Origin of the sequence: Saccharopolyspora sp. 6V, from assembly GCF_020176785.1 — a bacterium.
GTDB lineage: Bacteria > Actinomycetota > Actinomycetes > Mycobacteriales > Pseudonocardiaceae > Saccharopolyspora_C > Saccharopolyspora_C gregorii.
Map to the genome: position 1 here is coordinate 35,253 of NZ_JAIUKB010000028.1, position 24,040 is coordinate 59,292.

Annotated in this window: 20 protein-coding genes, 3 tRNA genes and 2 pseudogenes; 14 read left to right on the top strand and 11 right to left on the bottom strand. The window is 70.3% G+C overall.

Features of this window, described 5'->3' with window-relative positions; translation table 11 throughout:
- Positions 1–122: 122 nt before the first annotated feature.
- Complete coding sequence (locus LCD35_RS06330; protein WP_224966681.1) at positions 123–1,154, top strand: YqcI/YcgG family protein; 1,032 nt, start codon at positions 123–125, stop codon at positions 1,152–1,154.
- A gap of 42 nt (positions 1,155–1,196) precedes the next feature.
- On the opposite strand, the gene LCD35_RS06335 is transcribed toward LCD35_RS06330, so the two are convergent.
- On the bottom strand, positions 1,197–2,495 hold the full coding sequence (locus tag LCD35_RS06335; RefSeq protein WP_224958818.1) for an APC family permease: 1,299 nt from the start codon (positions 2,493–2,495) through the stop codon (positions 1,197–1,199).
- Between the two features lie 112 nt (positions 2,496–2,607).
- Here LCD35_RS06335 and LCD35_RS06340 point away from each other — a divergent pair, with 112 nt between their 5' ends.
- On the top strand, positions 2,608–3,513 hold the full coding sequence (locus tag LCD35_RS06340) for a LysR family transcriptional regulator (protein ID WP_225043897.1): 906 nt from the start codon (positions 2,608–2,610) through the stop codon (positions 3,511–3,513).
- A gap of 50 nt (positions 3,514–3,563) precedes the next feature.
- Here LCD35_RS06340 and LCD35_RS06345 read toward each other — a convergent pair.
- Positions 3,564–3,649 (bottom strand) — tRNA-Leu (locus LCD35_RS06345).
- Between the two features lie 222 nt (positions 3,650–3,871).
- On the opposite strand from LCD35_RS06345, the gene LCD35_RS06350 reads away from it, so the two are divergent.
- The 7 genes and pseudogenes from LCD35_RS06350 (at position 3,872) to pknB (ending at position 13,604) form a co-directional block, all read left to right on the top strand.
- Complete coding sequence (locus LCD35_RS06350; protein ID WP_308011283.1) at positions 3,872–5,167, top strand: DUF3662 and FHA domain-containing protein; 1,296 nt, start codon at positions 3,872–3,874, stop codon at positions 5,165–5,167.
- 46 nt (positions 5,168–5,213) lie between these two features.
- Positions 5,214–5,678 (top strand): FHA domain-containing protein, encoded by a 465-nt coding sequence (locus tag LCD35_RS06355; protein ID WP_184483956.1) that lies wholly within the window; start codon positions 5,214–5,216, stop codon positions 5,676–5,678.
- On the top strand, positions 5,675–7,087 hold the full coding sequence (locus tag LCD35_RS06360; protein ID WP_225043898.1) for a PP2C family serine/threonine-protein phosphatase: 1,413 nt from the start codon (positions 5,675–5,677) through the stop codon (positions 7,085–7,087). The genes LCD35_RS06355 and LCD35_RS06360 overlap by 4 nt, the downstream gene beginning before the upstream one ends.
- Positions 7,087–8,499, top strand: coding sequence for an FtsW/RodA/SpoVE family cell cycle protein (locus LCD35_RS06365; protein ID WP_224966678.1), 1,413 nt, complete (start codon positions 7,087–7,089; stop codon positions 8,497–8,499). Before LCD35_RS06360 ends, LCD35_RS06365 begins: the two co-directional genes overlap by 1 nt.
- Positions 8,496–9,947: a penicillin-binding protein 2 gene (locus tag LCD35_RS06370; protein ID WP_224958824.1), complete on the top strand. Its 1,452-nt coding sequence runs from the start codon at positions 8,496–8,498 to the stop codon at positions 9,945–9,947. Before LCD35_RS06365 ends, LCD35_RS06370 begins: the two co-directional genes overlap by 4 nt.
- A gap of 4 nt (positions 9,948–9,951) precedes the next feature.
- Positions 9,952–11,148 (top strand): annotated as a pseudogene (locus LCD35_RS06375) (protein kinase); the annotation flags it as partial.
- A gap of 470 nt (positions 11,149–11,618) precedes the next feature.
- Positions 11,619–13,604, top strand: a complete 1,986-nt coding sequence (gene pknB, locus LCD35_RS06380) for a Stk1 family PASTA domain-containing Ser/Thr kinase (protein WP_224958825.1) — start codon at positions 11,619–11,621, stop codon at positions 13,602–13,604.
- Between the two features lie 139 nt (positions 13,605–13,743).
- Here the strand turns inward: pknB and LCD35_RS06385 are convergent, their stop codons facing one another.
- Genes LCD35_RS06385 through LCD35_RS06395 form a run of 3 tightly spaced genes read right to left on the bottom strand, consistent with a single transcriptional unit; the run spans position 13,744 to position 15,367 of the window.
- Positions 13,744–14,388: an aminodeoxychorismate/anthranilate synthase component II gene (locus tag LCD35_RS06385; RefSeq protein WP_224966677.1), complete on the bottom strand. Its 645-nt coding sequence runs from the start codon at positions 14,386–14,388 to the stop codon at positions 13,744–13,746.
- 23 nt (positions 14,389–14,411) lie between these two features.
- Positions 14,412–14,567 (bottom strand): hypothetical protein, encoded by a 156-nt coding sequence (locus tag LCD35_RS06390; protein ID WP_224958827.1) that lies wholly within the window; start codon positions 14,565–14,567, stop codon positions 14,412–14,414.
- On the bottom strand, positions 14,567–15,367 hold the full coding sequence (locus LCD35_RS06395; RefSeq protein WP_225043899.1) for a class E sortase: 801 nt from the start codon (positions 15,365–15,367) through the stop codon (positions 14,567–14,569). The genes LCD35_RS06390 and LCD35_RS06395 overlap by 1 nt, the downstream gene beginning before the upstream one ends.
- 269 nt (positions 15,368–15,636) lie before the next feature.
- Between LCD35_RS06395 and crgA the strand changes: the two genes are divergently transcribed.
- The gene (gene crgA, locus LCD35_RS06400) at positions 15,637–15,903 is read left to right on the top strand and encodes a cell division protein CrgA (RefSeq protein ID WP_224958829.1); all 267 of its coding nucleotides are present in this window, start codon (positions 15,637–15,639) and stop codon (positions 15,901–15,903) included.
- Positions 15,904–16,040: 137 nt separating this feature from the next.
- On the top strand, positions 16,041–16,451 hold the full coding sequence (locus LCD35_RS06405) for a PH domain-containing protein (protein ID WP_224966675.1): 411 nt from the start codon (positions 16,041–16,043) through the stop codon (positions 16,449–16,451).
- A gap of 3 nt (positions 16,452–16,454) precedes the next feature.
- Here the strand turns inward: LCD35_RS06405 and LCD35_RS06410 are convergent, their stop codons facing one another.
- The gene (locus tag LCD35_RS06410; RefSeq protein WP_224958833.1) at positions 16,455–17,363 is read right to left on the bottom strand and encodes a rhomboid family intramembrane serine protease; all 909 of its coding nucleotides are present in this window, start codon (positions 17,361–17,363) and stop codon (positions 16,455–16,457) included.
- 1 nt (position 17,364) lies between these two features.
- Positions 17,365–17,919, bottom strand: coding sequence for a peptidylprolyl isomerase (locus tag LCD35_RS06415; protein ID WP_224958834.1), 555 nt, complete (start codon positions 17,917–17,919; stop codon positions 17,365–17,367).
- A 126-nt stretch (positions 17,920–18,045) separates the two neighbouring features.
- Here LCD35_RS06415 and LCD35_RS06420 point away from each other — a divergent pair, with 126 nt between their 5' ends.
- Together LCD35_RS06420 and LCD35_RS06425 are read left to right on the top strand one after the other, a co-directional pair.
- Positions 18,046–18,630 (top strand): hypothetical protein, encoded by a 585-nt coding sequence (locus LCD35_RS06420; protein ID WP_224958836.1) that lies wholly within the window; start codon positions 18,046–18,048, stop codon positions 18,628–18,630.
- 84 nt (positions 18,631–18,714) lie between these two features.
- Positions 18,715–19,215: an SRPBCC family protein gene (locus tag LCD35_RS06425; protein WP_224958838.1), complete on the top strand. Its 501-nt coding sequence runs from the start codon at positions 18,715–18,717 to the stop codon at positions 19,213–19,215.
- A 38-nt stretch (positions 19,216–19,253) separates the two neighbouring features.
- Here the strand turns inward: LCD35_RS06425 and LCD35_RS06430 are convergent, their stop codons facing one another.
- Positions 19,254–20,474, bottom strand: a complete 1,221-nt coding sequence (locus LCD35_RS06430; protein ID WP_224958839.1) for an aromatic acid/H+ symport family MFS transporter — start codon at positions 20,472–20,474, stop codon at positions 19,254–19,256.
- A gap of 914 nt (positions 20,475–21,388) precedes the next feature.
- Between LCD35_RS06430 and dacB the strand changes: the two genes are divergently transcribed.
- The gene (dacB, locus tag LCD35_RS06435) at positions 21,389–22,954 is read left to right on the top strand and encodes a D-alanyl-D-alanine carboxypeptidase/D-alanyl-D-alanine-endopeptidase (RefSeq protein ID WP_225043900.1); all 1,566 of its coding nucleotides are present in this window, start codon (positions 21,389–21,391) and stop codon (positions 22,952–22,954) included.
- Between the two features lie 460 nt (positions 22,955–23,414).
- On the opposite strand, the gene LCD35_RS06440 is transcribed toward dacB, so the two are convergent.
- From LCD35_RS06440 to LCD35_RS06450, 3 genes and pseudogenes are all read right to left on the bottom strand, one after another.
- A tRNA-Ala gene (locus LCD35_RS06440) sits at positions 23,415–23,487 on the bottom strand.
- Positions 23,488–23,618: 131 nt separating this feature from the next.
- A pseudogene (locus LCD35_RS06445) lies at positions 23,619–23,726 on the bottom strand (DLW-39 family protein); the annotation flags it as partial.
- Between the two features lie 73 nt (positions 23,727–23,799).
- Positions 23,800–23,873: transfer RNA gene (locus LCD35_RS06450), tRNA-Ile, on the bottom strand.
- Between the last annotated feature and the right edge of the window lie 167 nt (positions 23,874–24,040).

The following is a 24,040-nucleotide window of genomic DNA, read 5'->3' on the forward strand; positions in this document are numbered from 1 at the left end:
GAACATGTGTCCACTGGAACGACGGATGACGCCCACGAACACCTCGACACCGCACTCCTGATCCCGGCAGCATCCCGGACGAGGACTGGGAAAAACGCGCTCTCGCGGAATTCGAGCAGCGAATGCTGGATGCCGGAGAACCGTTCCCGTGCATCTTCGGCGTGGACGCGGTGCGCCGCGGCACGCTGCGCTACGCGTTCGTGCGCCGCGGGCGGCACCGCGCCTCGGACCTGGTGGCCGCACTGCGCGAGTACGCGGACGGCTGCGCCGGACTGGGACGCCGCACCTCGCTGGTCACCTTCTTCGAGCACGATGCCGAGATCCGCGGCCTCCCCGCGCACTGGGCGGAGTTCTGGCGACTGCTCCGCACCGTCCGCGACGCCGACGAACAGCCCTGGCCCGCCGGTATCGACCAGGACACCGAGAGCCCCACGTGGGAATTCTCCTGCTTCGGGAAATCGTTCTTCGTGGTCGCGAACACCCCGGCGCACGAATTGCGGAGAAGTCGACACCTCGGCCACTTCGCGATCACCTTCCAGCCGCGCTTCGTGTTCGACGGGCTGTCCGCGGACACGACCGCGGGGAGGAATGCGCGGAGCATCATCCGGGAGCGGCTCGACAGGTACGACCGAGTCGCACCGCATTCCGGGCTCGGTGATTTCGGGGAGCCGGGAAACCGGGAGTGGATCCAGTACTTCCTGCCCGATACCGACCGAGGAATCCCAGCGGAGCAGCGGTGCCCGCTGTCCGCGCGAACGGAAGGAACCACCATGACCGGTCCGGCGATCATCGACTCCGAGGCGCTCCCGTTGCCCGGTGAGCTGGAATCACTGCTGCCCGACCAAGGTGCCGTCGAGCTCCAGCACGACGGGCCGGGGAAGACCTTCAGCTGGCACGAGCACAGCGTCGACGAGCGGTTGTACGTGATCCGGGGCGAGCTCACCCTGTTCTGGCACGACCCCGCGACCGGCTACCACGAGCGGCGCTGCTCACCCGGCGCGGTGATCGCGCTGCCCGCGGGAACCGTGCACGGGTCGACCGCAGGTCCCGGCGGCGCCTACTACGTGATCCGCCCGATGGGCCCGAACCCGGAAACCCGGTTCCTCCCCGAGCAGGACTGGCCGCACCCGCTGCCCGGTGAGGAGGGCAGCTGACGCAGCCGGCCGCCCGGTGCGCCCCGCCTGCGGCCGGGCCGGTCACGTCCATCGGCCGCGGACCAGTCCCACGCCCGCACCCGCGGCGAACAGCGCCATCGGGTAGCCGATGGTGATCAGGTCGAACCCGACCAGCGCCACGACGAGCAGGCACACCGCGAGGACGATCCCGAACGCCCTGGCGGCCGCACCGTCCGCGACCTTCCCGTACACCGCCGCGCACAACACGTAGAGCAGGAAGAAGTTCTGCCCCGCGACCTCGAACATGCCGGTGACCGTGATCAGGCCGGTGGCCGAGCACAGCACCACCAGCAGGAACAGGCCGACCGTGGCGAGGACCGCCCGCCGCGGCACTCCGCCGACCCGGCTCACCGCCGCCAGCGAGCGGGGCAGCAACCCCTCGTCCGCGCTCGAGTAGACGAGCCGGGAAGCGCCCCACACCGCGCCGACCAAGTTGGCGGCGAGGATCAGCACCCCCAGCACGGAGACCAGCGTGGCCGCGGTCGGGGAGAACGCCGTCTCCACCAGTTCGGCCAGGGGTGCGGTCTCGACCCGCGGCGAGGAGGGGTCCAGCACCGCCTGCACACCGGCCGCGAGCAGCAAGTACACCCCGATCACGATCAGGAAGCTCAGCGCCACCACGCGCGGGAAGTCCCGGCGCGGATCGCGGTACTCACCCGTGGTGAACGCGATCATCTCCCAGCCGGTGAAGCCGAAGAAGACGATGCCGACCACGGTGAAGGCGTGTCCCCAGCCCTCCGGCCCGAAGTCCGGCGGGCTGAACTGCGCGCCCGGCGCGAACAGCCCCAGCGCGCCTACCGCCAGCAACGCGGCGGTCAGGACTGCTGCCAGCACGGTCTGCACCCGCGCGGACAGCGCCGTGCCCGCCGTGAGCATCGCCGCGACCGGCAGGAGCAGCACCACCGCCCCGATCCACGCCTGCGACGCCGGCCAGTTCAGCGCCGCCGCCAGGTACCCGCCACCGCTGAGCGCGATCGCCGGGATCCCGAGGCCGAAGGTGCCGATCAGCACGACCTCCACGCCCGCCGCGCTGATCCGGCCGAAGCCGGCCCCGGCGAAGCCGGCGATGCCGCCCGCGGACGGGAACCCCGCCCCCAGCCTGGCGAACACGAAGATCAGCGGGAGGGTGATCACCGCCGCGAGCACCCAGCCCAGCAGTGCGTCGTTCCCGGCCTCGCGCAACGCCGCACCGGGCAGCACCAGCGCGCCGCCACCGATCACCGTGGTGACCGCGAGGGCCGTGGCGGGGACCACCGTGAGGTGGCGGCGCAGCCCGGCCGGCGGGCTTTCGGTGGAGTTCGCACCTGTCGTGTCGCGCACTGTGAGGAACCTCGCTTCCACCCGGATCCGATCGACTCCAGCTTGCTGGCGACGGACAGATGAGAAAAGCGAATTGTTCTAAGCTCGACCAAGTAGCACTTCTCATCTATTCGTGAGGGCCCGCGTGAACCTCGAACGCCTGCGGCTGCTGCACGCGGTCGCCACCGAAGGATCGGTCGCCAGGGCCGCCGCCACGCTCGTCGTCACCCCGTCGGCCGCGTCGCAGCAGCTGGCGAAGCTCGAGAAGGAGACCGGTCAGCGGCTGCTGGCGCGGGACGGGCGCGGGGTGCGCCTCACCGACGCCGGTCACCGGCTGGTGGACCACGCCAAGCGGATCCTCGCCCTGGTCGAAGAAGCCAGGGCTGATCTCGAAGAACACCGCGGCCGGGTTTACGGCACGCTCGCCGTGGCCTCCTTCGCCACCGCCGCCAGGGGCCTGCTCCCCGAAGTCATGGCCCGGATGGCGGCACGCCACCCCGAGCTGTGCGTCGAACTGCGCGAGCAGGACCCGGGCGAGTCGATCCCGGCGGTGGCCCGCGGTGCCGTCGACGTCGCCCTGGTGCAGGACTGGGCGACGGAGCCGCTGGTCGTGCCGGACGGCTTGGCGACGACCGCGCTGTTCGACGACCAGGTGGACGTGGCGCTGCCCGCCGAGCATCCTTCGGCCGGGCGCGAGCAGATCGATCTCGACGAGGTCGCGGGCCAGCGGTGGATCAGCTGGCCGTCCGGTTCGATCTGCCACGCCTGGCTGCTGCACACGCTGCGCAGCCGGGGCGTCGAACCGCTGATCGCGCACACCGTGGCGGAGCACTCCACGCAACTGGCGCTGGTCGCCGCCGGCCAGGGCATCGGGATCATCCCCCGTCTCGGCCGCGGCCGGCTGCCCGACGGAGTGCGGGTGGTGCCCGTGCGTCCGGCGCTGTCCCGGCGGGTCCACGTGGTGTGGCGCACCGGCGCGGGCCGGCGTCCCGCGATCCGGGCCGTGCTGGACGTGCTCACCACCACTCCCCCGGGCTGAACGGGGTCCGGAACGACGAAAGGCCCCCGGTTGAACCGGGGGCCTTTCGCTGGTGGGCGAGGAGGGAGTTGAACCCTCACGTCCTTACGGACACACGGACCTGAACCGTGCGCGTCTGCCATTCCGCCACTCGCCCGTGGCTTGGTCGAAGCTTATCCTGCCCGCTTCGGGCCGTCTGCACCGGGGTCCGTTCCACCTGACTGGTGTTCCGCGCCCCCGTCGTGCTGGCTGGGAAAGATTAGCACCCCGCCGGAGGTGACTTTCAGCGGGGGTGGCACGAGTTGGGAACTGGTCGGTGTCCCGCCCCGTTGACCCAGATACGATGGGTGCCGGAGTCGTACGCGTGGAGGGGATTGTCGTGGGCCTCGTGCAGCGCTTCGAGCGCAAGCTCGAAGGCATGGTCGGCAATGGCTTCGCGCGCGTGTTCGGCGGGAAGGTGGTCCCGCAAGAGGTCGCGCAGGACCTGCAGCGTGAGGCTGAGGTCCAGCTGCGGGAGCTCGCGGGGGGCCGCCTGCTGGCGTGCAACCACTACGTGGTGCTCCTCAGCCCGTCCGACCACGAACGGCTCACCGGTGATGAGGCCCGGGTGACCGACCTCCTCACCGACTGCGTTCAGGAGCACCTCACCGAGCAGGGGTGGGACACATATGGTGACGTCGTAGTCTCCCTGGAGCGCTCTGAGACGCTGCACACGGGACAGTTTCGTATCAAGTCGTCAGTCGACCCCGACATCAATCGGCGGACGGCAAACCCTCGTACCGCAGGAGACCGACCCATGAGCCAGCCACCCGGCCACTACCCCCAGGGAGATCCGTACGGCCAGCAGCAGGGGCAGTACGGCTACGACCAGGGCTACGGCCAAGGTCAATACGGGCAGGACCCCAACTACGGCTACGGCCAGCAGCCCGGTTACGACCAGGGCTACGGCCAGCAGCAGCAGCCTGGCTACGGCCAGCAGCCGCCGCAGCCGGGTTACGACCAGGGCTACGGACAGCAGCCGGGTTACGGGCAGCAGCCCGGCTACGACCAGGGCTACGGGCAGCAGCCCGGTTACGACCAGGGCTACGGCCAGCCCCAGCCGGGGTACGGCCAGCCCCCGCAGCCGGGTGGCGGTTACCCGCCGAGCACCCCGGGCGGTTTCCCGCAGCAGCCCGGCTACGACCAGGGCTACGGCCAGCCGCAGGGCTACGACCCCGGTTACGGGCAGCAGCCCGGTTACGACCAGGGCCAGGGTTACGGCCAGCAGCAGCCCGGTTTCGACCAGGGCTATGCTCAGCCGCCGCAGCCGGGTTTCGACCAGGGCTACGGACAGCCCGGTGGGGCCTACCCGCCGAGCGCTCCGGGTGGCTACCCGGAGGCGCGCCAGCAGACGGCGATGCTGCAGCTCGACGACGGTTCCAACCGCTCGTACACGCTGCAGCACGGCTCGAACGTGATCGGTCGCGGTCAGGAAGGCCAGTTCCGGCTCCCTGACACCGGTGTGTCCCGCAAGCACATCGAGATCACCTGGGACGGCATGTCCGCGATGCTGGCGGATCTCGGTTCGACCAACGGCACCACGGTCAACGGCACCCCGGTGCAGACTTGGCAGCTGGCGGACGGGGACGTGATCCGCGTCGGCCACTCCTCGTTGGTGTTCCGCAGCCAGGGCTGACCCGTCGGTCCCGGCTCACAAGACGGAGTAGGAGCGTTCACAACAAGTGCCAGAGCTGGTGATTCAGCTGACCAGAGCAGGGTTCCTAGCCCTGCTCTGGTTGTTCGTGCTGGCCGCGCTTCGCGTGGTTCGCTCCGATCTGTATTCCGCCTCCGGCATGCGGGTGTCGATGCCGGGGGCGGGCAAGACGTCGAGCAAGCAGGCCCGCGGCAAGAGCAAGGCGCCACGGCAGATGGTCGTGACGCACGGTCCCCTCGCGGGCACCCGCATCTCGCTCGAAGGTCGGCCGATCATGATCGGCCGGGCCGACGACTCCACGTTGGTGCTGGACGACGACTTCGCGTCGACCCGGCATGCTCGGTTGTCGCTCCGCGGCACCGACTGGTACGTGGAGGATCTAGGCTCCACTAACGGCACATACCTCGATCGGGCGAAGGTCACGGGAGCCACGAAGGTCCCGCTCGGCGTTCCGATCAAAATCGGCAAGACGGTGATCGAGCTGCGCTCATGACCCTCGTCCTTCACTACGCTGCCCGCAGCGACCGCGGCCTGGTGCGCTCGAACAACCAGGACTCGGTCTACGCCGGCCCACGACTTCTCGCCCTCGCGGACGGCATGGGAGGCCATGCCGCCGGTGAGGTCGCCAGCAAGGTCGTCATCGCGGCCCTAGCGCCGCTCGACGACGACGAACCCGGTGACGACCTGCTCGGACACCTCCGCCAAGCGGTGCTGTCCGGCAACGGTGCGATCTCCGAGCTCGTCTCCCAGGACCCCGACCTCGACGGCATGGGGACCACGCTGACCGCGGTGCTGTTCGCGGGAAGCAAGCTGGGGCTGGTGCACATCGGCGACTCCCGCGCCTACATGGTGCGCGACGGCGAGCTATCCCAGATAACCCACGACGACACCTTCGTCCAGTCGCTGATCGACGAGGGCCGGATCACCGAGGAGGAGGCCGCCAACCATCCGCAGCGCTCGTTGCTGCTGAAGGCGTTGACCGGCCACGAGGTCGAGCCCAGCCTCGCCGTGCGCGAGGCCCGGGCGGGCGACCGCTACCTGCTCTGCTCCGACGGCCTCACCGGTCCGGTCAGCGAGGAGACGATGGCCGACGCCCTGCGGATCCCCGATCCGCAGGCCTGCGCCGACCGCATGATCGAGATGGCGTTGCGCGGCGGTGGCCCCGACAACGTCACCGTGATCATCGCGGACGTCGTGGACGTCGAATTCGGCGAGGACGCCCCGATCGTCGGCGGCGCCGCGGGAAACGGAGAGGAGGATCCGCAGCCGGACTCTTCGGCGGCCCGCGCGAGCGCGGCCACCATGCCGAAGCCACAACCGCAGCGGTACGAAACAGCCCCCCCTCCTGACCAGGGCACGCACCGGCGAGGCTGGCTGCGTGCACTCTTCGTCGTAGCCGCCGCGATCGTCGTGCTCGTGGGAGCGGGCCTGGTCGGGCGATGGTGGCTGCTCCAGCAGTACTACATCGGCGTCAACGAGGCCGACGACGTGGTGATCTTCCAGGGCCTCCAGGGCAGCGTCCTCGGCGTGTCGCTGCGCTGGCAGGTCGAGGACTCCTGCCCGGAGGGCTCCGCACCGGACTGCCAGCCGATCGGCATCAACGATCTGCAGGAAGCCCGGCGCACCGACGTGCGCAGCGGCATCACCGACGTGGACGGGCTCGACTCCGCGCGCGACGCGATGCGGCGGCTGCGGATGACCGCGCTGCTGCCGCAGTGCGAGGAACCCGACCCGGCTCCCCCGGTGAACTCGCCCTCGACGCCGCCGGAACCACCCGCGCCCCCGGGGCAGACCACGGAGCCGGGCGAACCGTCCGCACCGGGTGCTCCCTCGTCGCCGACCGACACACCGCTGGCGTCGGCTGAGCAGACTCCCGGGGTCACCTGTCGGACGGTGAGCTGATGTCCCAGCCGGGCACGTCCGCCGAAAGCACCTCCGGCTCGAACACGGCCTCGTCGGGCGACACCCGGCGGGGCACCGAGCTGTTCCTGCTGGTGTGCAGCGCGGTGATCGTCACCTTCGCGCTGATGCTGGTCGAGATCAGCCAGGAGAACACGATCACGCGCCAGCTGTTCATCTACGGCGCCGCGTACCTCGCGCTGTTCGGTGGCGCGCACGTCGCGGTGCGCAAGTGGGCTCCGTACGCGGACCCGCTAATGCTGCCGCTGGTCGCGCTGCTCAACGGCCTCGGGCTGGTGATGATCCACCGGATCGACATCGCCAAGGAGACCGAGTACGCGGTGCGGCAGATCGCGTGGCTGACGCTGAGCCTCGTCCTGTTCGCGCTGGTGCTGGCCTTCATCAAGGACCACCGCGTACTGGCGAAGTACAGCTTCACCTGCGGTTTCGTCGGGCTCGTGCTGCTCGCGCTGCCCGGCCTGCTGCCGAGCGCCATCTCCGAGGTGAACGGCGCCAAGCTGTGGATCAAGTTCGGGCCGCTCGGGCAGGTTCAGCCGAGCGAGTTCGCCAAGATCCTCCTGATGATCTTCTTCGCGTCCTTCCTGGTGTCCAAGCGCGAGCTGTTCACCACCGCCGGCCGCAAGTTCCTCAACGTGGAGCTGCCGCGGCCGCGGGACCTGATGCCGATGCTGGTGGCCTGGGTCGCCGCGATCGGCATCGGCGTGCTGGAGAAGGACCTGGGCACGTCGCTGCTGTTCTTCGGCATCGTGCTGGTGATGCTCTACATCGCCACCGAGCGCGCCATCTGGGTCGTGCTGGGGCTCTCGCTGTTCGCCCTCGGCGCGGTCCTCGCCTGGCAGACCGTGACCCGCGTGCAGTCCCGGGTGAACGTGTGGCTGGACCCGCTTTACCACGACGACGGCTACCAGCTCAAGCAGGCGCTGTACGGCCTGGGCAGCGGTGGTATCGGTGGAACCGGCCTGGGCAACGGCAACCCGGAGATCGTGCCGTTCTCCAACAGCGACTTCATCATCACGTCGATGGGTGAAGAGCTCGGGTTGGTAGGCCTGATCGCGATCTTCCTGATGTACCTGCTGCTGATGATGCGCGGCTTGCGGAGCGCGCTCGCGGTGCGGGACTCGTTCGGCAAGCTGTTCGGCGGGGGCCTCTCGTTCACCGTCGCGCTGCAGCTGTTCGTGGTGGCGGGCGGTGTGACCGGGCTGATCCCGCTGACGGGTCTGACCGCGCCGTTCCTCGCCTACGGCGGCTCGTCGCTGCTGGCGAACTACATCCTGATCGCCATGCTGCTGCGCATCTCGGACGCGGCCCGCAGGCCGCAGACCCCGGCGAAGCCGAAGCCGCAGCAGGCCCCGATCGCCGAAGCACACACCGAATTGGTGGAACGTCCCCGATGAACAAGCCGCTCCGACGAGTCGCCCTGGCCATGATGGCCATGGTGCTGCTGCTGATGGCCAACGTGACCTACGTGCAGGTCATCCAGGCCGACGACCTGCGTCACGGGCCGGGCAACAGCCGCACCCAGCGGGCCGAGTACGCCAAGCAGCGCGGTCAGATCATCGCGGGCGGCCAGTCGCTGGCGAACTCGGTGGAGAGCGGCGACGAGCTGAAGTTCCAGCGCACGTACCCGAACGGGCCGCTGTACGCGCCCGTCACCGGGTTCGACTCGCCGACCTACGGTTCCAACGGGATCGAGCGGGCGATGGACTCCATCCTCAACGGGTCCGACGACAGCCTCGCGTTCAACCGGCTCTCCGACATGATCACCGGTCGGGCGCCCGCCGGCGGTGACGTGGAGCTGACCATCAACCCGGCGATGCAGAAGGTCGCCTACGACGAGCTGACCAGCAAGGGCTTCCAGGGTTCGGTGGTCGCGCTGAACCCGAAGACCGGCGAGATCCTCAGCATGGTCAACTCCCCGTCGTACGACCCGAGCCCGCTGGCCTCGCACGACAACAACGTCGCCGCCGAGCACTGGCAGGCGATGGAGAACGCGGACGGTTCGCCGATGAGCAACCGCTCCGTCTCCGAGATCTACCCGCCCGGTTCGACGTTCAAGCTGATCACCACGGCGGCCGCGCTGGACGACGGCTACCAGCCGAACTCGACGGTCACCGACGCGGCTTCGATCACGCTGCCGGGCACCAGCACCAAGCTGCCGAACTACGGCGGCAACACCTGCAAGGGCAACACGCTGACCGAGGCGCTGGCGCACTCCTGCAACACCGCGTTCGCCGAGATCGCGGGCAAGGTCGGCGCCGACAAGCTGCGCGAGACCGCGGCCAAGTTCGGCTTCAGCAACGACCTGCAGATCCCGATGACGGTCGCCAAGTCCGACCTCGGGCCGATGTCCGACGACGCCTCGCTGTACCAGAGCGGCATCGGCCAGCGCGACGTCCGCGTCACCCCGATGCAGAACGCGATGATGGCCGCGGCCATCGCCAACGGCGGCAAGCTGATGAAGCCGCAGCTGGTCAAGAGCACGCGGGCCCCCGACATGGAGGTCATCGACGAGCTCAAGCCGGAGCAGATGAGCCAGGCCGTCAGCTCCACCGTGGCCGACCAGATCCGCGCGATGATGCTCAAGTCGGAGCAGTACACCAAGGGCTCCGGCAAGATCTCCGGGATCGACATCGCCTCCAAGACCGGTACGGCCCAGCACGGCGACGCCGCCGACAAGCCGCACGGGTGGTACGTGGCGTTCGCCCCGGCCGAGGACCCGAAGATCGCGGTGGCGGTGATCGTCGAGAACGGCGGCGACGAGGGCGCGGAGGCCACCGGTGGCTCGCTCGCGGCCCCCATCGGCCGCGAGGTGATCCGGGCGGGCCTCCAGGGAGGTGGCTGATCCCGTGCTGACCTCCGGCCAGTTGCTCGCCGACCGGTACCGGCTGGGTCGGCGCATCGCCGTGGGCGGAATGGGCGAGGTGTGGGAGGCCGTCGACGTCCGGTTGGACCGGACCGTCGCGGTGAAGGTGCTCAAACCGGAGCTGTGCGGAGACGCCGAGTTCCTGCACCGCTTCCGCACCGAAGCCCGCACCACCGCCTCGCTGAACCACCCCGGCATCGCCGCCGTGCACGACTACGGCGAGACCGCCGCCATCCCGGACGGGCCGGAGGACACCGCCTACCTGGTGATGGAACTCGTCGAAGGGGAACCGCTGGCGGCCGTGCTGGCCCGCGAGGGCCGGATCGCCGTCGAGCACACCCTGGACATGCTGGAGCAGGCGGGCAACGCGCTGCAGGCCGCGCACGAACGCGGCCTGGTGCACCGCGACGTCAAGCCCGGCAACATCCTGATCACCCCGACCGGCACGGTGAAGCTCACCGACTTCGGCATCGCCAAGGCCGCCGACGCGGCGCCGGTGACCCGTTCCGGGATGGTGATGGGCACCGCGCACTACATCGCGCCCGAGCAGGCGCTGGGCAGCGAGGCGAGCCCGTCCAGCGACGTGTATTCGCTGGCCGTGGTGGGTTACGAATGTCTCAAGGGGCACCGGCCGTTCCTGTCCGACAACGCGGTTACCGTCGCGATGATGCACATCCGTGAAGTGGCCCCGCCGCTTCCGCCGGACGTGCCGCCGGGCGCTCGCGCGTTGATCGAGGCGACGCTGGTGAAGGATCCGCGCAGGCGCTACGGCGCAGGCGGTGAGTTCGCGAAGGCGGTCGCCGCGGTCCGCGCCGGATTACCGCTGCCGACACCTGCCGCGATGGTCGTCCATCAGCAGGCACCGAGGAATGTGGGGGCACCCGCGGGCGGCGTGCCCCCGCTGCATGTCGGGCAGCCGTCGCCGCAGCAGCCACCGATGGGCGGCACCTACCCGCCCGGCATCATCCCGCCGCAGGGCCGGATGCCCGCGGCGCCGCAGCTGCCGCACCAGTCCGGGCCGCCGACCTCCGGGATCCCGGTGGCCGCGCCGTACCCGCAGGCGCAGTCGCAGCCGAAGCAGGCCCGCGCCGGGTTGTGGATCGTGCTGGCGCTCGCCGGCCTGGTGCTGCTGGTGCTGCTCGGATTCGGCCTCTGGTACCTGCTGCCCGCGTCCGGTGGTCCGGCGGCGCTGCTGGTCGCCGGTGCGCCGCGGCTGCGCGCGCGGGACGACCGGCGACGCCCGGGTCGTCCGATGGGAGTACCGGAATCCGCCGCGGGCGGCTCTGCGACCATGGGGGTCACTCGCGTGGACCCGCAGCGGTGGGCCGGGAAGCGGACGCTTCTAGATTCTTCGGACCAGATCCGACAGACTGCGCTACGGAAAACCGGTCCGGAACGCGCGCGCCACCACGGCGCCGCGCTCCGGCGGCCGGAACGGCGTCGGTCCCACCGCTGCCGGGTCGGTCTCGGCAACGGCTGGATCGGTGCCGAGACGCGTGCCGCAGCGGTCGGGTTCGCATTCGACGGTTCCGGCACACCGAAGTCGGGTACACACCGCGCGGTTCATCGCCACCGGACGGCGGCGATCTGCAGTGCGCAGCGGGTCGGCATGATGGGACGATCATTGACAAAGATCGGGACGACGCATCGATGAGCTCACCGCGACTTCTCAACAACCGCTACGAAATCGGGGACACGCTCGGTTACGGCGGTATGTCGGAGGTCCACCGCGGCCGGGACATCCGGCTGGGGCGGGACGTGGCGGTCAAGGTACTGCGTGCCGACCTGGCCCGGGACCCCACGTTCCAACTCCGGTTCCGCCGCGAGGCGCAGAACGCCGCCGCGTTGAACCACCCGGCGATCGTCGCCGTCTACGACACCGGTGAGACGGACACCGAAGAGGACCAGCTCCCGTACATCGTCATGGAGTACGTGGACGGCCGGACGCTGCGCGACATCGTCAAGTCCGAGGGTCCGCTGCCGCCGCGCCGTGCGATGGAGGTCATGGCGGACGCGTCGGCGGCGCTGGACTTCAGCCACCGGCACGGGATCGTGCACCGCGACGTGAAGCCGGCCAACATCATGATCACCCGCTCCGGCGCGGTGAAGGTGATGGACTTCGGCATCGCCCGGGCGCTGGCCGACGGCCAGGCCGCGGTCACCCAGACCGCCGCGGTGATCGGGACCGCCCAGTACCTGTCGCCGGAGCAGGCGCGCGGCGAGTCCGTCGACGCCCGCTCCGACGTGTACGCCGCGGGCTGCGTGCTGTTCGAGCTGCTGACCTCGGAGCCGCCGTTCACCGGTGACTCCCCCGTCGCGGTCGCCTACCAGCACGTGCGGGAGGACCCGCGCAAGCCGTCCGACGTGAACCCGACGGTGCCCGCCTCGCTGGACGCGGTGGTGCTCAAGGCGCTCAGCAAGAACCCGGCGAACCGGTACCAGTCGGCCGCGGAGATGCGCGCCGACCTGGTGCGGGTGCTGTCCGGCCAGCGCCCCAAGGCTCCGATGATCATGTCGGAGGAGGACCGCACCTCGATGATGGCGCCGCCCGCGGCGACCGAGGTGTTCAGCCCCGGCAGGCACCGCTCCGCGGAGCGCCACACCGGCTCCACGGCGACCGTGGCCGCCGCCGACTACGACGACGGCAAGCGCCGCCGGAACTGGTTGATCGCACTGGTCACGCTGGCCTGCGTCGGCGTGTTCATCCTGGTGGCGTGGCTGGCGACGACGTTCTTCGCGCAATCCGACGAACCGCGCAAGGAAGCCGTCCCGCCGCTGGAAGGCATGACGATGAGCGCGGCCCGCTCGCAGCTCAACGCCGGCAACTGGCTGTTCGACGTCAGCCCGCAGAAGTGCGAGTCCACCGCCGAGCAGCTCGGCACCGTGGTCAAGGTGACCCCGGCGGCCGGCACCCAGGTGGTGAAGAAGGAGCAGCGGCTCCAGCTCTGCGAGGGCGGCGGACCCGCGATCGTCAGCGTCCCCGACCTGTACGGCAAGGAGAAGAGCGAGGCCTCCACGCTGCTGCGCGACCAGGGCCTGGTGCTGGGCCTGGACGACGACGAGGTCGAGGTCGAGGACTCCAACCTGGTCGGCAAGATCGTCGACTGGGAGAGCAAGGACGGCTCCGTCGCCCGCGGCACCACCATCAACGTGACCGTCGGCAAGGAGGTCGCGAAGACGCAGGTCCCGGACGTGCGCACGCTCTCCTACGAGCAGGCGAAGGCCACCCTGGAACCGGCGGGCTTCAAGATCCAGCGCGAGGAGCGGGACTCCGACCAGGACGCGGGCACGGTGATCGACCAGAACCCGTCGCCGGGCACCAGCGTCAAGAAGGGTTCCGAGATCACGCTGGTCGTGTCCAACGGCGCCCAGCTCACGATGCCGCCGCTGACCGGCAAGTCCAAGGACGAGGCGGAGCAGGCCCTCAAGGCGATGGGCTGGAACGGCAGCATCAAGGAGGAAGAGGTCGAGACCGACGACCTGAGCAAGGACGACCAGGTCATCGGCAGCTCGCCCGGCTCCGGCCAGAAGATCGGCAAGAACCAGACGGTGACCTTGCAGATCGGCAAGTACGACGCCAACCCGAGCACCAGCAACCCGCCGACCTCCGACGGGTTCTTCCCCGGATTCGGTTGAAGGGGCCCTCGGGACTGAGGCACCGGTGCCCGGAGGCACGGTTCGCGCGCTCGCGCGGGCCGCGGCCTCCGGGCACCGCTACGTTCCGGGCGGTTTCACGTGGAACGGTCGTCCACGCAGGTCAGCGCACTCCGAACGATCAAGAACGCTGCGCGGCGGCGGCGAGCGAGCGCATTCCGCGCTCCAGCTCGTCCACCAGTTCCGCCTGCGGCGGGTGCCCGGCGGCGGTCATCCAGTTCGCCAGCATCCGGTGCCCGCCGTCGGTGAGCACGGACTCGGGGTGGAACTGCACGCCTTCGACGGGCAACTCGCGGTGCCGCATGCCCATCACGATGCCGTCGGCGGTGCGCGCGGTGACCTCGAAGTCGTCCGGCACGCTCACCGCCCGCACGATCAGCGAGTGGTAGCGGGTCGCGACGAACGGCTGCGGCAGGCCGGCGAACACGCCCGCACCGGAGTGCTCGATCAGCGAGGTCTTGCCGTGCAGCAGCTCCGGCGCGCGTTCCACGACACCGCCCCAGGTGGCGCCGATCGCCTGGTGCCCGAGGCACACCCCGAACAGCGGGCGCCGGTCGCGGGCGCAGGTCCGGACGAGCTCCATCGACCGGCCGGCCCGGTCCGGCGTGCCAGGCCCGGGGCTGAGCAGGACGCCGTCGGACCAGGCCACGTCCTCGTCGGTCACGGCGTCGTTGCGCCGCACCGCGCAGTCCGCGCCGAGCTGGGCGAGGTACTGCACGAGGTTGTAGACGAAGCTGTCGTAGTTGTCGACGACGAGTACGCGCACCCCACCAGCCTACCGGCGAGGCATCACACGGTGGTGACGTCGTTGAACGGCAGCAGCGGCTCCAGCCACGGGAAGACCACGAACAGCAGCAACGCCACGACCGCGAGCACCAGCACGACCGCCTCGACGAGCTTCACCGGCAGCGGGCCCGGCAGGTGCCGCCAGATCCAGTGGTACATCAGGACTCCTCGAGCTCCGCGGGGCGCAGGTCCCGGTGCACCGGGTCCTTCGGGTACTGCTTGACCAGCACGCCGTGCACGATCAGCCGCTGCGCCGCGGACCACCGCGGGTGGCAGGTGGTGAGGGTGATCAACCGGGTCTGCTGCTCGCGCGGGAGCTCCTCGCGCGGGCGCCACGGCACCGGGTAGATCACTTCGCCCTGCTCCGGGCGGACGATCTCCTGCCCGACCAGGCCCTGGTACGGCCCCCCGATCGGCGCGACGCCCGCGCAGCGCGGGTCGGCCGCCGGGTCCCACCCCGCGACCTGGTCGCGCATCGGCAGCACCCGGTACACGTACCAGTCGGTCGCGGTCTCCACGACGATCGCGTCGCAGGCGGCCAGCCGGTCGAGGTCGCCGAACGGCGCGCCCTTGCCGATGCGGTGCCCGGCGATGGCCAGGTTGCCCTGCTCACCAGGCAGCGCCGTGCCGGTGTAGTGGCCGGGTCCCGCGGCGAGGGTCGTCGCGTCGGTGCCCTCCAGCACGGTGTAGCGGAAGTCGGGGCCGAGCGCCGGGATGTGCAGCTCGGCGAACCCCTCCCCCTCCGCGGCGGGCGCGGCGGAGGCCGCGGGGCGCTCCCACTCGGCGCGCAGCCGCTCGCTCGCCTCCGCCTGCCTGCGGGCGCTGGTCCAATCGGTGACGTACACGGCGTAGAAGACGAACAGCAGGAACACCAGACCGAGGGTGATCAACACCTCGCCGGTGATGCGGATGCCGCCGCGCAGCCGCTCACCTCGGCGATCCGGGGGCGGAGCGGTCACCACCTCAGACGATTCCAACGGTATCCCTCTCATCACGACCCGCCCCGCACCGCGCAGGGGTGTTCGGTCGGGCGCGCGATTACGTTAACGTGTGAGTGGACAACGAGACGCGTCGTGATCGGTTCCGCTGTTGTGGCCAGGCCCGCTCCGATACGTCGACCCGGGCCGTCCCGGCGCGGCGAACCGGTAGAGCGGCGGCCGTCGGACGGTCCCGGCGCGTTCACCGAACGCGAGCAGGGCTGCGGCCCGCACCACCTGGCGAGGACACCATGCCGAAGTCAAAGGTCCGCAAGAAGGACTCCGCTGCCACCCCGGTGGACCGCCGCACGCCGGTGAAGGCGAAGTCGGTCGGCCCGTCGCACCCGATCTACGTGGTCGTGATGCTCGGCGTGATGCTGATCGGCCTGCTCTGGCTGGTGGTGAACTACCTGGCCGGCGAGCAGATCCCGTTCATGACCGAGCTGGGGCCGTGGAACTTCGCGGTCGGGTTCGCGTTCATCATCGTCGGTCTGCTGATGACCATGCGGTGGCGCTGACGCGCTCCCCCGTCCGGGGCGGAGCGGTTCACGCGCACGTGCGGCCGAGTCGCCGAACCACACGCGTGTAACTCATCCCCAGTGTGGACAACTCCTGTGGACAACTCCGTTCGGCCCAGGTGCGGGACACTGGCGGGGTGGATGTGAACACCGTGCGCGAGTGGTCCGCTCCCCTGGGCCTGGTCACCTGCGGTTGGGCGCTGGCCGCCTGCAGCGCCGTGTGGTGGTGGCTCGCCGAGACGCCGTCCGACCGGTTGTTCGTCGGGCTGCTCGTCGTCGTGCTGGCCGTCGCCGCGGCCTGCGGCAGCCTGCTGCGCCCCCGGTTGCGCGCCGACCCGTCCGGGATCGCGCTGCGCGGCTTCACCGGGACCCGGCACCACCCGTGGGCGCAGGTGCGGGTCGAGGTGCGGTCACGGCAGCGCTTCGGGCTGAGCACGTCGACGCTGGAACTGGACACCGAGTCCGGTGAGCTCGTCGTCCTCGGGAAGCTGGACCTCGGCGAGGACCCGCAGGACGTGGCCGACGCCCTGGACGTGCTGCGCGGCTGACGTTCAGCCGCCGAAGCAGCGGTCGGCGATGCAGTGGATCGGGCCCATCGACAGGTCCCGCGTCACCACCACGACGACCAGCAGGAGCAGCAGTCCGCCGAGCGCCGCGGCCTGCACCGGCACCCGGCGCTCCCGCGGCGCGTACACCAGCGCCGCCGTCGCGGCCGCGCCCAGCGCCAACCCGCCGAGGTGCCCGAGCAGCGAGATGCCCGGGATGGAGATGCTCAGCACGATGTTCAGGGCGATCACGATGAGCACCGGCCGCAGGCTCACCTTCAGCCGCAGCGCCGCGATCGCGATCCCACCCATCAGCCCGTAGACCGCACCGGACGCACCGGCGACCGGCTGGTCCGCGGCGCCGAGCAGGAACACCAGCGCGCTGCCGCCGAGCAGCGACAGGAAGTAGACGGCGGTGAAGCGCAACCGCCCCAGCACCGTCTCCAGGTCCCGCCCGATGATCCACAGCGCCACCATGTTCATCAGCAGGTGGATCGGACCGATGTGCAGGAAACCGGAGCTCAGCAGGCGGATCCACTGCCCGCCCGCGACGCCCACCGGCCACAGCGAGAACTGGTAGAAGACCTCGGAGGCCGCGTTGTTCTGGATGCTGCCCGCCTGGAACGCCATCGCGGCGAACGCCAGCACGTTCAGCACGATCAGCACCGGCACCACGACGGGCTTCGCGTTGATCCGCGCCCCGGCGACGGTCACGGCCTCCCGGCCGCCGCGGGAGCTCTGCGCCAGGCAGTCCACGCAGTGGTAGCCGACGGAGGCCTCGCGGAGGCAGTCCGGGCAGGCCGGGCGCTCGCAGCGCGTGCAGCGCAGCCCGGTCGGCCGGTCCGGGTGGCGGGCGCACCCGGGCAGGGGCGCCGCTTCCTCCGGACCGGCCGGTTGACCGGGTGGAACGCTCATGTCACTCGCCGAGCTCCACGGAGACCTTCTCGATGACGATGTCGGTGAGCGGGCGGTCCTGCGCGCCGGTCGCGGTGTGCGCGATGGCGTCCACGACCTCGCGGGACTCCTGGTCGGCGACCTCGCCGAAGATGGTGTGCTTGTAGTTCAGGTGCGGCGTGCGCGCGACCGTGATGAAGAACTGCGAACCGTTCATGTTCGGCCGGCCCGGGTTGGCCATGCCCAGCACGTACGGCTTGTCGAACTGCAGCTCCGGGTGGAACTCGTCGACGAACTCGTACCCGGGGCCGCCACGGCCGGTGCCGGTCGGGTCCCCGGTCTGGATCATGAAGCCGTCGATGACCCGGTGGAAGATCACGCCGTCGTAGAACGGGCCGGAACGCTCACCGCGGGCGTTCGGGCTCGTGTACTCCTTGGTCCCTTCGGCGAGCCCCACGAAGTTGCCCACCGTTTTCGGCGCCTGGTTCGGGAAGAGGTTGATCCGGATGTCGCCCTGCGAGGTGTGCAGGGTCGCGGTCACGGTCTTCCCGACGAGCGATCCGTTGTCTTCAGCCACGCACCCATCCTGCCATCGGAAAGCGGGAACCACGTGCCTGGGTGCAGTATTGGTGGTGATCGTCGCGTGCCGGATACGGTTCGGCACGGCAGGACGACCGGTGAACGCCGGCCAAGGAGGCACACGATGGACGAGGTGGAGGCGATGGCCCGAACTGGTGAGAACGTGGGCAGGGCGGTCGGCACGGGGGTGCGCACCGCGCGCGAAGGTGCCGTCCGAGCGGGCAAGTACGGTCGCACGGCGACCAAGCAGGCGATCGCCCGCGCGGAACAGGAGCTGACCGAGCGGGGCCTGGCCCCGGAGCACCTGCCGGAGCTGCTCGCCCAGAAGGCCACCGGGCTCTCCCGCGATGACCTCGCCGAGCGCGGCCGCAAGGCCCGCAAGCAGTGGGAGAAGACCCGCAAGGACTGGGACAAGAAGACCGCCAAGTCGCGCAAACGGCTGGCGAAGAACGCCGAGCAAGCCCGCAAGGAGCTCGCGAAGAACGCCGACCAGGCGCGCAAGGAGCTTGCGGCCCGCATCGACCCGGCACCGAAGTCGCGCCGCAAGTGGCCGTGGGTGCTGCTGGTGCTGGCCGCGCTGGGCGGGGTGGCCGTGGTGGCGCTGTCGCGCCGCCCGGAGGAGCTGCCGATCGCCGAGGCCGAGGACTTCCCGACCCACGAGGACGGGCTCTCCCGCAATCCCGACGCGCGTCCCGACGCGGACCGCTGAGCACGTGCCGACGCGGCGGTGCCCTCCGGGGCGCCGCCGCGTTCACGGCTCCACGCACCACCCGTACGGGGTACTGTCGATCTAGTGACTCATGACGACACCCCCCGGTTGGACCTGCAGCACTCGACCTCCGTCGCCGCACCGCCGGAACGGATCTACCCGCTGATCAGCGACATCACCCGGTACGGCGAGTGGAGCCCGGAGAGCACCGGCGGTGAATGGCTGTCCGGCACGCCCGGTGAGGTCGGCTCCCGGTTCCGCGGGGACAACGGCAACGGCGAACGCACCTGGTCCAGCGAGTGCGAGGTGCTCGTCGCCGAGCAAGACCGCCGCTTCGCGTTCGGTGTGCTGCCCGGTTCGGAGCGGCCCGACAACTCCGTGTGGTCCTTCGAGATCGAGCCGGAGGGCTCGGGTTCCCGGCTCACCCAGCGGTACGTGATGCAGGCGCTGACCGCGCCGATCCAGGAGTTCCTCTCCCAGCAGGAGGACGGCGGCGCCCAGTTCGTCGAGACCCGCACCGCGCAGCTGAAGGATGCGCTGCGCCAGACCGTGGACGGCATCAAGAAGGCCGCTGAGCAGGGCTGAGCAGCACCGGTGGCGCCGTGCGGGAGCGGCGCCACCGCTCACCCGCGTCCCGGCGCCCGCACCAGGGCGATGCCGAGCGCTCCCAGCACCCCGACGGCCGCGTACGCGTAGAAGCCCCACGGGTACGCGATGCCCGCGGTGAGCAGCGCCCCACCGAGCAGCGGCCCGCAGATCGCGCCGATGCGTCCCACACCCGCGGACCAGCCGAGCCCGGTGGCCCTGGTCTCCGCCGGGTAGGCGCGGCCGATGAACGCGTACACCAGCACCTGCGCGCTGAACACGAAGCTGCCCGCGACGAAGACCGCCGCGTACACACCGGCCTCCGGCAACCGGATGCTGAGCGCGGCGAGGAACACCGCGGCCGCGAGGAACCAGCCGATCGTCACCGTCCTGATCCCGGCCCGGTCCGCCACGAACCCGGCGACGACGAGCCCGAACACCGCGCCCAGGTTCAGCGCGAGCAGCAGTCCCAGCGCCGCCCCCAGCGGATAACCGGCCACCCGCATGATCTCCGGCAGCCAGGTGTTGAGGCCGTACACCAGCAGCAGGCCCATGAACGAGGCCGCCCAGAACGCCAGCGTGCTGCGCGCGAACCCGCCGCGGAACAAGCCGGCGACGGTGTCCAGCCCACCGCGCACCCCGGCTCCCGCCGTCGCCGAACGCCGGAACGACTCCGACTCGGGCAGGTACCGCACCATCAGCGGGACCAGCACCAGCGCGGGCGCCGCGCCGAACAGGAACATCGACCGCCAGCCCAGCGCGGGCAGCACCAGGATGCCGAGCACGGCGGTGAGGATCGCGCCCACGTGGTACCCGGTCATGATCGTGGTGCTGGCGGCACCGTTGCGGCCGGGCCGCGCGTGCTCGGTGACCAGCGCGATCGCGGTCGGCACGCAGCCGCCGAGACCGAGCCCGGCGAGGAACCGCAGCACCCCGAACACCAGCAACGAGGGCGCCACCGCGCACAGCGCGGTGAGCAGCGAGAAGCCGGCGACGGACACCATCAGCGCGGTGCGGCGGCCGATCACGTCGGTGACGGTGCCGAAGCCCAGCGCCCCGATCGCCATCCCGAGCAGCCCGGCGGTGGACGCGAGCGAGGCCGTCGCCGGGGTGAGCCCCCACTGCCCCTGGTCGAGCAGCACCGGCAGCACGCTGCCCAGCACCACCAGGTCGAACCCGTCGAGCAGCACCGCGCTCCAGCACAGCGGCACCACCCACCCGGCGTGAGCGACACGTCCGGCGCCGGTTCCGGTAGCCACGCCAGGCCCCCTTCGACGGTTGATCAGGTAATCGACCTCACACCTGCTGCCGACGCATCGTGCCCGCCGGCTCACCCGCCACAACGCCGCCCCTTCCACTCACCGAAAACCCACTGCCTGGCCCTGTGGACCGAACCGCTCGGTCAACACCAGCGCCTGCCGAGGAAAACACGACCTCGCCCCGTTGCGGATCTGCGGGGAGTCACCCCTTCAGAAAAACGACGCTCGGGAAAGTCGAGACCCACAGGCAGAACCCGATTCATTCCTCCCTCCGAGTGGGGGCTGTGCTCGGTATTGATCATGCTGTCCTGATCGTGCGGTGACGCCGGAGGCGTTAATGCGAGTTCTCCCTTTGGTCGTGGTGTTCGCTGAGATATGGGGGGAGCGCCATGCCATGATCGGCGACGTACGACTTGCAGAGCTGAGGCGAACGCCGTCTGGTCGATGTCGGCGGAATATCGGCCAGTTCGTTGTCGTCGAGGCGCACTGGCTTGAGAGGGACCCGTGGAAATCCCACCGCAGCGATGCACTCGCGGTGGGCCCTGCGCACGTGGCCCGGCCGACCGCGACAAGGCTCGCCATGAGGACGGCGGTCCGCCTCCGCGAGGGATGTCCGCATGGCGCACGGCGAGCCCCAGCGCACCGACTACCGAATCTCCGGCCTGGATGACACCACCAGCCCGCGTGAGCTCGTGGAACTGGCCGAAAGCCGGTGACGAACTCGAACAGGGCCTCGGACCGCACCATCTCGGTGGCTGCGGGACGACGGGCCGGTACCGCCACATGAAGCTACGACCACAAGCTCCCGCGCCGGCCGGACCCGGTACGCAGTCCCGCGAGAACCGCGCACCCTGCTCACCGTCCGGACCGGCGTCTGCCGTCAACCTCGCCAACCCAACGAGCAAGGAGGCGCGATGCGTCGATGGGTGTCCGTTCTAGTTCTGTTACTGCTCGGCTTCGTCGTCGGGCCGGTGGCTTCCGCACCGATCGCATCGGCTTCGGCCGAAGCCGATGCGCTACGGGGTGATCTGGACAAGATCCTGGCCGATCCACGCCTGACCGATGCCCATGCGGGAGTGGTGGTGCGGGATCCGGAGACCGATGAGGTGCTCTACGACAAGCAGGCCGAGGCGCCGGTGACACCTGCCTCGAACGCGAAGCTGCTCACCTCGGCGGCGGCCCTGGAGGAACTGGGCCCGGACTACCGGTTCAACACCCAGGTGCAGGCCGCCGCGCCGCGAGACGGATCGGTGCTGCGCGGTGACCTGTACCTGCGCGGCACTGGTGATCCGACGATGCGGCCCGCCGATTACGACCGGCTGGCCGAACAGGTCGCGGCGTCCGGCGTGCGGACCGTGCAGGGCCGGTTGCTGACCGATGACACTTGGTTCGACAACGTGCGGCTGGGCACCGGCTGGGACCCGGCCGACGAGCCGTACCCCTACGCGGCCCCGATCTCGGCGCTGACGGTCGCCCCGAACGAGGATTTCGACGCCGGCACCGTCCAGCTGCGCGTGTCCCCGACGCCGGTGGGCGCCCCGGTTCAGGTCGCAACGGAGCCCGCGACCGACGCCGTGCGGCTCGACGTGCAGGCCACGACCGGGCAGCCCGATTCGCCTTCGACCTTGCAGGTGACTCGCGAGCAGGGCAGCGACCGGGTCATCGTGTCGGGCTCGTTGCCTGCGGGCTCCGAGCCGGTGGAGGAACTCACCACCGTCCCCGACCCCACCGCCTACGCGGGGGACGTGTTCGCCCGCGCACTCCGCGCGCACGGCGTCGAGGTCGCCGAAACCGGTTCCGGCGTGGTTCCGGCGGACGCGGACGTACTCGCCGAACACGAGTCGATGCCGCTGCGCGAGCTGCTCACCCCGTTCCTGAAGCTGAGCAACAACGGTCACGCCGAGGTGCTGACGAAGGCGATGGGCAGGCAAGCTCGCGGCGAGGGCTCGTGGCCCGCCGGAATCGAGGTGATCACCGAGCGGCTCGCCGGGCTCGGGTTGGATCCGGCCGCACTGCACCTCGTCGACGGCTCCGGGCTCTCGCCGATGGACGAAGTCTCGCCGGAGCAGTTGACGTTGTTGCTGGACAACGCACGGCAACGCCCGTGGTTCGCGGATTTCCACGCAGCGCTGCCAGTGGCGGGAGACGCGGACAAGTTGGTCGGCGGCACGCTGCGCAACCGGATGGGTGACACGGCGGCCGCGGGCAACGTGCACGCGAAGACCGGCTCACTCACCGGTGCGACCGCGCTCTCCGGCTACGTCACCGCCGCGAACGGGCGTCCGCTGGTGTTCTCGGTGATCTTCAACGACTACCGGGACGCTGCGCCGAACGATCTCCAAGATGCGATCGCCGTGCGGCTGGCCGAGCACTCGGGCGCGGACGAACAATCGCGCCGCCCGACCACCGTGCTCAAGAAGATCGTTCCGGCCGCGGGCGCTGATTCGGGCTTGGAATGCTCTTGGATCAAGTCCTGCTGACCAAGAGTGACTGACCAGCTGGTGTCAAGGGTTCGGCATCTGGCGTCACCGCGCCGCCGAGTTCGTACCCTTGACACCAGCTCTTGACCGTTGTGGAGGTCGACAGGATGGGGACGTGCCCGGACGCAGCTGCCGCGCACAGCCCCATCCTGTTGGTCTGCCAGCCCGGCGGGGACATCTCTTCCACCTCGTAACGCACGGCCGCGGCCGTGCGTGCCCCGGATGTGCCCAAGCCGGATCATGAAAAAAGACCAGGTGCATGACCTGGTCTCACGAGGTGAAAGTTGCGGGAGCTCACTCGAGCACCGAGCCGTTGATCAGTGCGCGGATCGAGAACGCTCCCCAGCGAAAGACACCGACGAACCTCGACCACCGCACTGTGCGGGCCTACGGGACCCGACCCCCGTACAAGCAAAAAGGAGCCGCGACGACACGCTAGCGTCGACCAGACTCCTCGGAGTGGAGACGAGGGGAATCGAACCCCTAACCCCCGCCTTGCAAAGGCGGTGCTCTGCCAATTGAGCTACGTCCCCGTTGGTGCCGGAGCACCGGGCCGCCGGATCTCTGCGTCTGCTCCGAGCGTACTCAGGCGACCACATCAGGGTCGAGCGCAGAGCCCCGCGACCACTGGGGCCGACGGCGAGCCGGAGGCTCACACCTCGCCGGCGGTGGCCTCGCGCCAGAGGTCGGCCTCGGCCTTGGCGGCGCGGTTGCGGCGGACGACGAACAGAACGGCACCGGCAACGACGGCGAGTGCGAGAAGCTTCTTCATTTCCGGTCGCCTCCTAGAACGGGGCACCCGCGGAACCGCGGGCAATCGGGAGAACATCCTTGAACAGGAAGGGTGGGCCTAGAAGGACTTGAACCTTCGACCTCTTCGTTATCAGCGAAGCGCTCTAACCGCCTGAGCTATAGGCCCTTGGTGTGACTCGAAGATTACACGACGCCCGTGCGAGTCCACGCAGGGGGGTCCCGGCGGGGGGGGGGGGGGGGGGGGGGGGCGGCCCGCCCCCCCCCCCCCCCCCCCCCCCCCCCCGCCGCGGGCGCGGGGGGGGGGGGGGGGTGGGGGGGGCCCCCCCGGGGGCG